The sequence below is a fragment of the Microbulbifer maximicatervae (SeqCode) genome (assembly GCF_052466985.1).
In genome coordinates this window covers 5034492-5047807 of the sequence record NZ_CP174298.1, presented here as the reverse complement: position 1 = coordinate 5047807, position 13316 = coordinate 5034492, and the positions used below count along the sequence as shown (strand labels likewise).

Sequence of the window (13316 nt, the reverse complement as noted above, 5' to 3'; positions counted from 1 at the left end):
TATTTACGCCACCAACAGGGATAAATAGGGGAGCGTTATGGGATCTACGGGACTTGTTGTGCTGGCGGTGGTCATCGCACTGTTCTTTTTCATCATCAGTATCTTTAACAAACTGGTTTCACTGAAAAACCACAGCGAAAATGCTTTTGCGCAGATAGAAATACAGTTAAAGCGACGCCACGACCTGGTACCAAATCTGGTAGAGAGTGCCAGGGCATACCTGAATCACGAGAGGGAAACCCTGGAAGCGGTAATCAGTGCGCGTAATACCGCAATTTCAGACCTTAAATCTGCCGCTAAAAACCCTACCAATCCAGCCGCTATCGATAAGCTCGGCCGCGCAGAAGGCCTTCTCAACAGCGCTCTGGGTCGCCTGAATATGGTGATTGAGGCCTACCCGGAACTGAAAGCCGACCAGACCCTCCGCGAACTCAACGAGGAGTTAAACAGCACCGAAAACCGCGTGGCATTTGCACGCCAAGCTTTTAACGACTGCGTCACCAGCTACAACATCTACAAGCAGAGCTTTCCCCCAGTATTTCTGGCCGACCTTTTTGGCCACAGAGCCAACGCCCAACTGCTTGAGTTCGCAGACTCAGAAACCTTTCAAGTCGCGCCACGTATCGAGTTTTAAATATGAACTTTTACGTTCACCAGGACAAAGCCAAGCACAGCAGTCGTTTGCTGGTTTTCCTGTTCAGCCTGGCCCTCATTGCCCTAATCAGTTTGAGTACCCTGGCTACGGCAGCCATGGTGTCACTGTCTCGCGGCCAGCCATTTACTCCCTTTGAAGTTGTGCAACTTCTGGGCTGGGAGACCCTTGGCTCAATAGCCTTTGTCATCGGTACCGTCGTTATTCTGGGCAGTCTGTACAAGTTCCATCAATTATCCCCTGGGGGAAAGGCTGTGGCGGAATCCCTGGGAGGGCACAAACTTAATACTTCCGCGCGAACTGAGCGGGAAAAGAGAGCGCTCAATGTTGTGGAAGAGATCGCTATTGCAGCAGGTATTCCGGTACCCGATGTCTACATCATTGAGGACAGCAGCATCAATGCCTTTGCCGCTGGCCAAAACCCTACCGACGCCATTATTGGCCTGACGCGGGGCTCCTTGGAAAAGCTTACCCGGGAGGAGCTACAAGGAGTTGTTGCCCACGAGTTCAGTCATATTCTCAATGGAGACATTCGTCTAAACACCCAGATCACAGGGCTGCTACATGGAATCTTAATCATTGGACTTTTGGGACAGCTCCTTGTCAGAAGCCCGGCACCCCACAGGCGCATAACCCCCATAAGATATCCGCTACTAGGCCTGGGAATAACTCTGATTATCCTCGGCTACACCGGTACGCTGATCGGCAACCTGATCAAGGCCGCAGTCAGTCGGCAGCGGGAGTTTCTTGCCGATGCCTCCGCAGTACAATTTACTCGCAACAACCTCGGTATTGCCAACGCACTGAAAAAGATCGGTGGCCGCGATTTAGGCTCAGAACTCAGCAGCCCCAACGCAGCAGAGTTTAACCATATGTTGTTCGCGGTTGGGGTAAAACGCTCCCTGCTCAGCCTTTTTGCCACTCACCCTCCACTACCGGTGCGCATAAAGAGGTTAGAACCCGCCTGGAACGGCCTATTCGCCAATACGGAAGAACAGGTAAAAAGTGAAGCCCAGACTGTAAAACCCAGTGAATTGCAAAATCCTCAGTTCGCCATGGCCGCTCCTACAACGCCTTTCCAGGCTGCTCTGGATGCGGTGGACAACAGCATTGCCAAACCAGATACACACCAAGTTGAGCTTGGGCATCAACTGCTGGGTTCTATTCCACCTCTGATCCAACAGGCTGCACACGAACCTTTTACCGCCCGGGCACTGGTTTACTTCCTTCTTCTGCACAAGGATAAAACCGAGCGAGACAAACAGCTAAACCTCTTGGAGAAAATTGCCCATCCCGCTGTTATCCGCGAGATGAAAAAACTCACACCACATATGGAATCACTGCCGAGCAACGCTCGCCTCGCATTGATAGACCTATGTATCCCGGCCTTGCGTGCCCTAGTCCCTCAGCAGTACCAGATCTTTAAACGAAACCTTATCAAGCTTCTACACAGCGATGGGAAAGTTGAAGTTTGGGAGTGGGCCTTATACCGGGTATTAATGCACGCGCTCGACGGCGCTCCAGATCGTCAGCGCCTCTCCCACAGCAAACATGCCAACAAAGATGCTTCACGATTTATCATTGCAGCCATCGCCCATGCGGGAAACAGCCAATACCTTCCAGCAAAACGTGCTTATGAGAAGGGACTCAGTGCTCTCAGGCTTGAAATAACCCCGCTACCCGGCATCGCTGATATCACCCTGCCACGACTGGACAAGGCCATTGCAATCGCCAGCCTTATACCGCCCCTGGAGAAACCCGACTTACTGAAAGCGATTGTGATCACCTTGAATCACAATGGGGTAATTAAAGCGGAGGAGATCGAACTGTTAAGGGCCGTCGCTGACAGCCTGGACTGCCCTATGCCACCGATTATCGATAAGTCTAGGTAGCCGCACAACGCCAGCACAAATGCTGGCGTTGTGAAGCCTTAATAGGCGTGGTGCTGATAAACCGGCCCGATGCCCACACTCCATAAAATGACGGAGCCAATAAGCACCGTAACCATCATTACCAGGGCAACGGTTAATACTGCACAGGCATACAGAAATGCTCGATCCTTATTCATATTCATCAGGATCGGAATGCCGGCAAAGACCAGGTAAATAGAATACATCCCGGCAATGCCTACGGACGCCATCGTGAGCCAGGGGTGCGGATAAAGGACGACGATACTCGCCAGGAAGATTGGCGTAGTAATAAACACCGCAAGTGCCGTCCCTTCATAATGGCGCGTGGGCTCATCGCCCTCAACCCCGTAGGATCGCGCCATCCAGTTAATAAACTCTCCGAGGCAATAGACGCCAACCAGCAATGCAAAGTAAGTAACAACCGACAGAACAGCTGCACTTTCAGGTGTCAGCTTTGCTAGATGTCCCCCAACCTGAAAGCCTACCCGGGTAACCCCAAAGTAACCGGCCACAGTAGGAATCAACGCCAGAAGCGGCACATGAGTTACAAACACCTCAAAAAAAGAATGGCGATCAGCGCGTATCGCTTTCCACTCTTTTTCCGGGTTGGTAAGAATACCTATTGTATGACTGAGTATCCGCACACCAAATCTCCCTTCCAATACCCTGCTTTGCAGTATCGGTGGCGCACAACAGATTGACCAATGCCAAAAGGGAATTAAGCGTCACTTTCAAATTTACTTGATTTATATCAGCTGTGGACCGACAGGCAATTTCGCCCGCTGCGCTTTGCTTTATAAAGCGCTTGATCAGCCGCTTTAAGGATATTCTCGGGTTTCTTTAGTTTTTTATTGCGGTGGGCAACGCCAATACTCACAGTAACTTTTACTGGCCTCCCTCCGCCCTTCCCCCTTAGTGAGGCCCCTGCGGCAAGACGCCCCGATGACCTTAGGCGCAGCGGGTAGCTTGAGATTTTCTCCCTGATTTTTTCCAATAAAGCTTCTTTCGCCTCGCGACTGCGGCCCGGAAGGTAAATAACAAACTCCTCGCCACCATAGCGAAACACGGCACCGTGAGAGTGGCGCGCGAGTTGAGCCGCAACCATTTGCAAAGCCTGATCACCCACTTGGTGCCCATAGCGATCATTCAGCCTCTTAAAATGATCGATATCAACCATGGCAAGGCTGTAATTCCATGCTGGCGTCAGCATCTGATAGCGGAAGGCCCGCCTGGAATGAAGCCCAGTCAGCTCATCGCGAAACGCCAATTCATAACTGGCCCCAAGCAGCGAAGCGACCAACAATATTCCCGCTACAGACCCGGTAAACTCGAGAGGAAAGCCCAACCAAACACTGCACAGCAGCAAAATAGAACAACTAAACAGACCCATAGCGGTGGGGCCAGGGTAGAGAAAAAGTAAGGCAAAAGCACCGAGAGCGGAGACACTGCCGATCAATTGTGGCAACGAAAATGCGTCGGGTAAAAACCCGGACAACCCCCTGGGCAAATTCTCGACCGGAAATGCCAGCCTCAGCGGCGCGCAGCAATCGTAGAGCAAGACAAAACCCACCCCCTCAGCCAGCAAAAACAGGCCCCACAGCAGCCCAAAAATACTGAAGACACTGCGATCACGACTGCAAGTAAAGAGAACAAGATTTACCGCTACCAGTGAGAGATATAGCGGGAGATCCCTGTGCAAGCTGGGGAGCAACTGGGAGTGAGCCGCGATGTATAGGGCCATGATAAGCAGCGCTGAAAGCGCAACCCGGCTTGAGCGAAAACCAAAACTGAGCAATGCTGCCATAGCCAATAGCAACACAGGCAGCTGCGGACTGTATAAGTGGGTCAGATCGATCCAGGGAAGATACTGCGCAACGAGAAGCACCAGAAGCATCCCTGGCAGCCAAATAAAGCGCAGCCATTGAAGGTACGGCGGCATGACATTCGCGGCAATAAAAGATAACGCGACATTATACGGACTTGGGACAAGCGTATACCCGGAACTAGGTCACAAAATTGAAGCGGGGGCGGGGGGAACTGGCAGGGCTTCAGAAATCTGCCCTACCAGCGAAAAGGAGCACTATTTAACGACACGCAGAGCCGGTTTTTTCACCGATTTTTTACCCAAACTGGTGGGTGGCGTCGGTTCGGGCGGCTCTGGAGTTTCCTCAGCCTCAAATACCATCCCCTGCCCGTTTTCCCGTGCGTAGATTCCGACCACAGACCCCACTGGAACTTGGATATCTGTCGGAACCCCGCCAAAACGGGCGTTAAACCTGATTGCGTAATTATCCATAGTCAGACTGGCAACCGCTGATTCCGAGATGTTCAGCACTATCTGACCATCGTCGTTCACATGTTGTTGCGGCACCAAAACACCGGGGAGGTGCGTATCAACCAGAATATAAGGAGTGCACCGGTTATCGGTTATCCACTCGTAAAACGCCCGCAAAATATAGGGACGATTGGATGTCATGGCCGGCTTGCTCACCAGTATTCCCTCAACGCATTTCCCGTTCGTATTCGGTCAGACTCTGCTGGAATGCCTCGCGGGCAAACAGGCGGTCCATATAATCCAGCAACGGCTTAACCTGCTTGGTTTTCGGAAGGCTGATTTCAAACTGCTCAAGGCGCCACAACAGCGGGGCCATGCAGCAATCTACCAGGGAAAACTCTTCATTAAAGAAGTACGGCAGGTCGGTAAACATCGGAGCGATGCCAACCAGGTTGTCGCGCAGCTCTTTGCGAGCGGAGGCCGCGTCCTTACCACCAGCAAGGATCTTGTCCACCAAAGGACACCAGTCGCGCTCGATACGATGCATGATCTGGCGGCTCTGCGCGCGGGCAACCGGGTAAACCGGCAGCAGCGGCGGATGCGGGAAACGCTCGTCCAGATACTCCATCATCACTTTGGTCTCGAACAGAACCAAGTCGCGATCTACCAGGGTTGGCAGGGAGTTGTAAGGATTGAGGTCAGCGAGTTCAGCTGGTTTATCATCGGCGTCCACATCGGTGATATCGACGGAAACCCCTTTCTCTGCAAGTACGATACGTACTCGGTGGCTATAGTGGCTGCGACCATCGGAGAAGAAGGTCATCGAGGAGCGCTTGTTGGTAGGCACACCCATGTTCAAACTACCTCAAACTTTTAGCCGGCTAGAGCCGACCTTTTATTCAAAATATAAAAGGGCAGTGAGTAAACCCACCACCCATTAGAGACAAACTAGCGACGGCTTTAGTGGTGCACGTCTTTCCAGTATTCGCGGTTCAGCAACCAGGCGAAGATAAAGAACACAAAAATAAACGCCAGCACATAGAAGCCAACACGCTTGCGATCTTCAGCCATCGGCTCAGCAATGTACTCCATAAAGTTGACGAGGTCATACATTGCCCCATCAAACTCTTCAGGTGTCATAGAGCCTTTCACCTTACCGACTTCCAGGCTACCACAAGCGGCATCCATAATCGGGTTACCCAGCTCATCGCGGACAACTTTACCGTGGTCGCGCTTGGGACCAGGGGCACATTCCTGCAGACCTTGCAGTTCCATCAGAACGTGGGGCATGGCCACACTCGGGAAGACCTTGTTATTTACCCCGGTAGCACGACTGTCGTCCTTATAGAAGCTGCGGAGGTAAGTGTAGAGCCATTCCGGTGAGCGAGAACGAGCAACCAGCGTCAGGTCCGGCGGCGCGGCGCCGAACCATACTTTGGAATCATCTGGACGCATGGAGATCGTCATCAAGTTACCGATTTTGTCGTCACCCAAAACCAGATTCTCCATCATCAACTCAACCGGGATATCCAGGTCAGTGGCCACGCGCTCCCAACGGGAGTAATTGGCACTGTGACAACCCATGCAGTAGTTGACGAAGTACTTGGCACCACGCTGCAGGGACGGCTTGTCCCGCAGATCGATATTGATGTGATCCAGCTCCACTTCAGATTCTGCACCTACCGCTTTAATCGGGATAAAGGTCAGCAGGCCGACAACGATAATACCGATAAACAGAATGCCGAAAGTTTTACCACCAGACGGGCTGGTTACACGCTCGGGCTCTGGGTAGACCTCATCGCGATTGGTAATCCAGGGCAGCAAAGTAAAGAAGGCAGCGAGCAGCAGAGTTACAATCACCATGAAAGTATTCACGGAGTAATTAGCTACCGCCATCCACAGGAACAGCACGCCGAAGATGACACAAACAGCCCAGGAACCAATGCCTTTCTTACTCTTCGGATTCGTCCAAACCGGCATGGTCAGGAAGAAGGCGAAGTAGAACAGGGTCGCTACCTGAGACAGGAAGTTACGATCCGGGGTCGGGGATTTAACACCCAGATAACCAAGGATAATAAATACTGCAGCAAACAGAAGCAGCAGGCCCTTCGGCAACCAACCCTTGTAGCGGATCGAGCGAACCGGGCTCTTGTCCAGCCAAGGCAGCACAAACAGCACAGCGATAGCGGCACCCATGGCTAACAAACCAAGGAATTTCGCAGTCAGCGGACCGATATCCATGGTAACCGCACGCAGGATTGCGTAGAACGGCGTGAAGTACCAAACCGGAGCAATATGCGGTGGCGTCTTCAGCGGGTTCGCCTCTTCGAAGTTAGCGTACTCCAGGAAGAAGCCGCCCATTTCCGGGAAGAAGAACACAACCGTTGCGAAGATAAACAGGAATACCGCGATACCTACCAAGTCGTGAACAGAGTAGTAAGGGTGGAAAGCAATACCGTCTTTGGGGATGCCGTTCTCATCCTTGTTCTTCTTGATCTCGATGCCGTCTGGGTTGTTAGAACCCACTTCGTGCAACGCCAGGATATGCAGAACTACCAGCAATACCAATACCAGCGGCAGTGCAATAACGTGCAGGGAGAAGAAGCGGGTCAGGGTAATACCAGAGATCAGGTAGTCTCCGCGAATCCACTCAACCAGGCTATCGCCAATACCGGGAATTGCTCCAAACAGGGAAACAATCACCTGGGCACCCCAGTAGGACATCTGGCCCCAAGGCAGTACGTAACCCATAAAGGCTTCTGCCATCAGCACCAGGTAGATACACATACCGAAGATCCACACCAGCTCGCGGGGCGGCTTATAAGAGCCGTACATCAAACCGCGGAACATATGCAGGTATACCACCACGAAGAAGGCAGACGCACCTGTGGAATGGAGATATCGTATCAACCAACCCCACTCCACATCACGCATGATGTACTCAACCGAGGCAAATGCCTCCTCGGCAGAGGGGTTGTAGCTCATAACGAGCCAAATACCGGTCAACAGCTGGTTGACCAGGACCAATAGGGAGAAAACGCCGAAGAAATACCACAGGTTAAAGTTTTTGGGCGCGTAGTACTTGCCCATGTGCTTATCCCAGGCTTGGTAAATGGGTAGTCTCTGATCTACCCAATCACCGAAATCTGCGAGCCATTTCATGCGGTGCCCTCCTGGTCTACGCCAATCACGATTACATCGTCGTTTTCATAGGAATAAGGCGGCACCTCCAGGTTGGTAGGCGCGGGAACACCGGTGTAAACACGGCCAGCCATATCGTATTTGGAACCGTGACAGGGACAGAAGAAGCCACCCATCCACTCTTCGCCACCCAGATCGGCAGCACCCACTTCCGGGCGGTACATAGGCGCGCAGCCAAGGTGCGTACACAGACCAACCAACACCAACAGCTTTGGCTTGATAGAGCGGTTTTCCGGATCTACATAAGCTGGCTGGATAGACTCCTCGGAGTTAGGGTCGCGCAGAAGAGGCTCCACCTTCTCCAGGTCTTGAAGTATTTCATCGGTGCGGCGCACAACATAGACCGGCTTGCCTCGCCACTCTACGGTGACCATTTGGCCCGGTTCAACTTTGCTAACATTGTATTTAACCGGAGCGCCCGCAGCTTTCGCCTTAGCACTCGGCTTCCAGGAAGCGACGAAGGGAACGGCAACCCCCACCGCACCCGCGCCACCAACAACTGAGGTGGCTGCGGTTAGAAAACGGCGCCGTCCTACATTTACACCGTCATCACTCATGACGTAGTTCTCCCATCACAGCGACCCCGATAGCCCGGAGATTCGCTGGCCCAAACCCAAAAAGTCTTGAAAGAAGTCCCGCCCGGCAGATTGCCCGCGCGAATAAACCCCACAAATCAAGCGGATACAAATCGGCGCAATGTTAAAGAAAATGCCAATTTGATACAAGGCAATGCTACGGGGAACGTCGGGAATCACGCGGCGAAACCGCGATATATCCAGCAAAAGTCATAAGAACACTGGATAACCACAGATACGGGAATATAAAAAAGCCCGGCAAAAGCCGGGCCAAAAAGAAAGCTTATCGCTTGGAGAACTGCGGCTTCTTACGCGCTTTGCGCAGACCCACTTTCTTACGCTCAACCTCACGGGCGTCGCGGGTAACATAACCAGCGGCGCGCAGCGGTTGACGCAGCGCTTCGTCGTACTGCATCAGGGCACGGGTCAGGCCGTGACGGATAGCACCCGCCTGACCAAAGGAACCGCCACCTTTAACAGTAACAGTGATATCGAATTTCTCGACCATTTCAACCTTTTCCAGCGGCTGACGCACGATCATGCGAGCCACTTCACGGCCAAAGTATTCGTCCAGGGTGCGACCGTTTACGGTGATTTTACCTTCACCCGCCGCGAGAAAGACGCGAGCGGTGGAGGTTTTGCGGCGGCCGGTACCGTAGTATTGAGTAGTTGCCATCAGATATATTCCCGTTTAGAGCGCCAGTTCAATCGGCTGTTGTGCCGCATGAGGATGTTCACTACCGCTGTATACTTTCAGCTTCTTGAACATGGCACGACCCAAAGGACCCTTCGGCAGCATGCCTTTTACGGCGCTTTGAACGGTGCGCTCGGGCGCTTTTTCGATCAACTTTTCGAAGCTGATGGATTTGAGACCACCGGGGTAGCCGGAATGGCTGTGGTAGATCTTGTCTTTGGCCTTGTTACCGGTCACGCGAACCTTTTCTGCGTTGATTACAACAATGTAATCACCAGTGTCCACGTGGGGCGTGTATTCAGGCTTGTGCTTGCCGCGCAGGCGGGTTGCGATCTCGGCAGCAATACGGCCGAGGGTCTTGTCCGCAGCGTCAACAATGTACCAGTCGCGTTTTACCGCTTCTGGCTTGGCACTGTAAGTCTTCATGTTATAAACACCTGTAATATGACCCCCAGAATTAGGGGCCGTCCCACAAAAGAGCGCGGATAGTACAAAAGGAGTGTATGCTTTTCAAGCAGAATTTACCCCGACCCGACAGACTTATTCGGGGCGGTGGGGCCGCTCCAGATATTCGCGGGACTGCATCTCCAAAAGCCGACTCACCGTGCGCTCAAACTCAAACTTAAGGTTCCGGCCGACGTACAGTTCCTCAGCTGGAACCTCCGCAGAAATCACCAGCTTCACGCACCGGTCGTAAAATTCATCCACCAGATTAATGAAGCGACGCGCCTGGGCATCCATACGCTCATCAAACTTGACCACCGACCCCAGAAGCACCGTATGGAACTCCCTGGCCAATTCGATATAGTCATTTTGCGATCGCGGCCCATCGCATAGATCCACAAAATCAAACCACGCAACATCATCCGCTACTTTCAAGGCTCGAATTGGGCGCCCCTCCACTTGCAGCTGAACCTCGCTACGAGCTTCGCAGCCGCTGACACTCAGCTGCGAAAAACTCTGCTCCAGACTGCTATCCGCCTCAGGTCCCAGTGGAGAATGATATAGCTCCAATATCTCCAGAGTGCGCAGCCGGTAATCGGTACCGTTATCGACATTAACCACCTTGGTGTATTTCTCCAACAGATCGATGGCGGGAAGAAACCGTACCCTCTGCAGCCCATCCTTATATAAGCCCTTGGGCACAATATTCGAGGTCGCCACCAGGGCCACCCCCCGGCGGAACAACGCATCCAACAGACCGGCCAATATCATGGCATCGGCAATATCTGAGACGAAAAACTCATCAAAGCAGAGCACCCGAGCGCGGCGGGCAATCTTATCCGCCACCTTCTCCAGCGGGTTCTTCTCTCCAGCGTACTCTTTTAGATCCTGATGAACCCGCCGCATAAAGCGATGGAAATGGGTGCGCTGTTTTTCCGCGAATGGCAGGGACTCAAAAAACGCATCCATTAGGTAGGTCTTTCCACGACCTACCCCACCCCAAAAGTAGAGACCCTTCTCGGGCTCATTAGCGCGACTGCGAATACGGGACAAGAAACTGACGATCGCACCGCGCTCAGACCGGGCCACCAGACGCCGATGGAGATCTTGCAACTCCTCGACTGCCTGACGCTGGGATTGATCCTCAACAAAGTCAGGGCGCTGAAGATCACTCTCATAACGCTCAAGAGGGGAAGAAAATAGTGGTTTGGCGGGCAACATAGAGGAAAATTTCTTCGACTACTGAATAACTGGCGCGCACTCTATCAAATTCAACCAATCTACGCATAGACCGCAGATAGACATGGTTGGCACCCTTTACAACAGTGCAACTACCCGAAATAGCCAGCCCTCCCCGCAAACTGGAACCGGGCACCAAGCATTCTGTCGCAATTGACCGACAACATTAATTGTCAGCGTAATAATCGCGTATACTGGCCTCTCTATTATGAGGGGCAATAGCCACGAACGCGGGCTACCCAAAGTGCAGAAGCCGGCTGGGCCAAGATTGGCAGCCTCATCTCTCCACGAGGCGATCTGTACAATAAAAAAGCAAGTTGAGGAGGTAGTAAGTGCACTCTACATCGGTATTAATTCTAGTCGGCGTCCTCGGTATGACCCTGGGTGCATTCCTCGCATTCCTGGCTGTGCGCGGGCGTACCAGTGTGGAGCGCTCAGAGGAACTGGAGCAGAGACTCCGCGAAGCCAACAACAAACTCGAAGATTTCCAGTTGCAGGTCAACGATCACTTTGACCAAACGTCACAACTTGTTCACAACCTCACCGAGAGCTATAAAGAGGTTCACGAATACCTATCTAATAGTGCGCTGCGCTTATCCAGCCAGGATATTGGCCGCCAGATGCTAAAAGCCGGCAGTGGAAAATTAAAAGACAACGATGAGAAATTGCAGGATATAGAGCCGCCTCGCGACTGGGCCCCCAAGGAACCTGGTGCCAAAGGCACGCTTGCTGAGGACTACGGACTCGAAAAAGAGGCCCATGAGAGCAGCTAATAATTAACAAGCTGTACGAGATGATGAAACGCAGCTTTCCAAGAAATAGAAAAAGGCGGGTAATAACCCGCCTTTTTTATTCGGCATTTACAGGCTCTGATAGTAATCCATCAAAATCTGCGCCACTTCGGGGCGAGAAAACTCAGGAGGCGGCGCAATACCATCACCCAACATTTCACGCACCTTAGTACCTGAAAGCAGAATAAAGTCTTCTTTCGTGTGATCAGGAACATCACGCATCATCACCACCTTATTCAGCTTTTTGGAATAAGCGGTGTGGTCGGCACGGAAAATTTCAATCTCAAGAGCGCCTTCGGGCACCTTTTCATCGAAGATTGTCTGAGCATCGAAAGCGCCGTAGTAATCGCCAACGCCGGCGTGATCGCGACCAACAATAAGGTGGCTACAGCCACAGTTCTGGCGGAACACCGCATGCAATACCGCTTCGCGCGGGCCAGCATACAGCATATCGAAGCCATAGCCGGTCACCATCACAGTATTCGCCGGGAAGTACAACTCTACCATCTTACGAATGGAGGCATCGCGCACCGGAGCAGGGATATCACCTGGCTTCAGCTGGCCAAGCAGCATATGAATCAGCACACCATCGGCTTCCACTCCGTCGAGGGCCATCTTGCAAAGCTCTTCGTGTGCGCGGTGCATCGGGTTACGAGTCTGGAAGGCTACCACCTTATTCCAGCCACGCTCTTTGAATTCATTGCGAATCTCAACCGCAGTGCGGAAAGTATCCGGGAAGTCATTCTGGAAGTAGCTAAAGTTCAGCACTTCGATCGGGCCCGATATCAGAGTTCTACCCGCAGACTTAAAAGTTGCGACACCGGGGTGTTTCTCATCCAGAGTGCCAAACACCTGCTCAGCCATGGTGTCCATTTGCTCTTCTGAAATGGTTTCGATCGCCTCAACATCCATCACGGCGAGAACCGGATTACCCTCGACATTCGGGTCACGCAGGGCTATACGGGAGGCACCCTCAATTTCACTGGCGTCTTTAACAACATTAACAACCGGCACTGGCCAGAACAGGCCATCTACTGTGCGCAAGGTTTCAGCAACACTCATGGCATCTGCCAGGTTCATATAGCCGTGCAACGGATTGAAGTATCCCGCCCCAAGCATTACCGCATTAGCGGCAGCTGCCGAACTGACCACGATTGACGGCAGGGACTCCGCTTCGTGCATCAACTGGTGATGCCTCTCACTGTCATATACAAAGCGTGGCTGAAGTTCAACGCTGCCATGGGGGCGAACTAGGGACATTTAGGTCTCCAAAAACAGTAGTTACCGGTTAGTCTTAAAATTTCGATTGGCCATTATACGCATCTATCGTAAGCGACCAATGTCATTGCCATACAGGAGTTAGATTATACCTCCCAAATTCCACTCCCCGAGCAACTCCAGGGTCTCAACAGCCAAGCGAGCAGACCCGGACAATCGCTATATAGTAGAGTGAGAAATACAAGCGCCCTTCAATTAGGCTCACAAACTGCCCCTCTGTCCAAGCCATTTTGTAGAGCCCCTATATGCTAATTGTT

The 13316-nt window shown here is 52.4% G+C and carries 13 protein-coding genes; 3 read left to right on the top strand and 10 right to left on the bottom strand.

The features are described 5' to 3' along the window. The first annotated feature begins 37 nt into the window (after positions 1-37). Both ACJJI3_RS22150 and ACJJI3_RS22145 read left to right on the top strand, forming a co-directional pair. Positions 38-634, top strand: a complete 597-nt coding sequence (locus tag ACJJI3_RS22150; protein WP_444940957.1) for a LemA family protein — start codon at positions 38-40, stop codon at positions 632-634. Positions 635-636: 2 nt separating this feature from the next. Continuing rightward, the gene (locus ACJJI3_RS22145; protein ID WP_444940956.1) at positions 637-2544 is read left to right on the top strand and encodes a M48 family metallopeptidase; all 1908 of its coding nucleotides are present in this window, start codon (positions 637-639) and stop codon (positions 2542-2544) included. Between the two features lie 38 nt (positions 2545-2582). Here the strand turns inward: ACJJI3_RS22145 and ACJJI3_RS22140 are convergent, their stop codons facing one another. The 9 genes from ACJJI3_RS22140 to zapE all read right to left on the bottom strand — a co-directional run bounded on the left by ACJJI3_RS22140 (position 2583) and on the right by zapE (position 10972). After that, entirely contained in the window at positions 2583-3206 is a 624-nt protein-coding gene (locus tag ACJJI3_RS22140) for a Yip1 family protein (protein WP_282933883.1), read from the bottom strand. 107 nt (positions 3207-3313) lie between these two features. Continuing rightward, positions 3314-4501, bottom strand: coding sequence for a GGDEF domain-containing protein (locus tag ACJJI3_RS22135; protein WP_444940955.1), 1188 nt, complete (start codon positions 4499-4501; stop codon positions 3314-3316). Positions 4502-4642: 141 nt separating this feature from the next. After that, positions 4643-5038 (bottom strand): ClpXP protease specificity-enhancing factor, encoded by a 396-nt coding sequence (locus ACJJI3_RS22130; protein ID WP_108735312.1) that lies wholly within the window; start codon positions 5036-5038, stop codon positions 4643-4645. Positions 5039-5063: 25 nt separating this feature from the next. After that, complete coding sequence (locus ACJJI3_RS22125) at positions 5064-5690, bottom strand: glutathione S-transferase N-terminal domain-containing protein (protein WP_108734210.1); 627 nt, start codon at positions 5688-5690, stop codon at positions 5064-5066. Positions 5691-5797: 107 nt separating this feature from the next. Next, positions 5798-7999: a ubiquinol-cytochrome c reductase gene (locus ACJJI3_RS22120; RefSeq protein WP_444940954.1), complete on the bottom strand. Its 2202-nt coding sequence runs from the start codon at positions 7997-7999 to the stop codon at positions 5798-5800. Then, positions 7996-8595 carry a ubiquinol-cytochrome c reductase iron-sulfur subunit gene (gene petA, locus ACJJI3_RS22115; protein ID WP_444936483.1) on the bottom strand — a complete coding sequence of 200 codons (600 nt, stop codon included), beginning with the start codon at positions 8593-8595 and terminating at the stop codon, positions 7996-7998. Before petA ends, ACJJI3_RS22120 begins: the two co-directional genes overlap by 4 nt. Before the next feature lie 301 nt (positions 8596-8896). Next, the gene (rpsI, locus tag ACJJI3_RS22110; RefSeq protein ID WP_282933887.1) at positions 8897-9289 is read right to left on the bottom strand and encodes a 30S ribosomal protein S9; all 393 of its coding nucleotides are present in this window, start codon (positions 9287-9289) and stop codon (positions 8897-8899) included. A gap of 15 nt (positions 9290-9304) precedes the next feature. After that, on the bottom strand, positions 9305-9733 hold the full coding sequence (gene rplM / locus ACJJI3_RS22105) for a 50S ribosomal protein L13 (protein WP_282933888.1): 429 nt from the start codon (positions 9731-9733) through the stop codon (positions 9305-9307). Between the two features lie 114 nt (positions 9734-9847). Continuing rightward, positions 9848-10972, bottom strand: coding sequence for a cell division protein ZapE (gene zapE, locus ACJJI3_RS22100; RefSeq protein ID WP_444940953.1), 1125 nt, complete (start codon positions 10970-10972; stop codon positions 9848-9850). A 350-nt stretch (positions 10973-11322) separates the two neighbouring features. Between zapE and ACJJI3_RS22095 the strand changes: the two genes are divergently transcribed. Further along, entirely contained in the window at positions 11323-11763 is a 441-nt protein-coding gene (locus ACJJI3_RS22095; protein ID WP_157954137.1) for a Z-ring associated ZapG family protein, read from the top strand. Between the two features lie 87 nt (positions 11764-11850). Here ACJJI3_RS22095 and sat read toward each other — a convergent pair whose 3' ends face one another. After that, positions 11851-13041, bottom strand: a complete 1191-nt coding sequence (gene sat, locus ACJJI3_RS22090) for a sulfate adenylyltransferase (protein ID WP_444925708.1) — start codon at positions 13039-13041, stop codon at positions 11851-11853. Positions 13042-13316 lie beyond the last annotated feature (275 nt).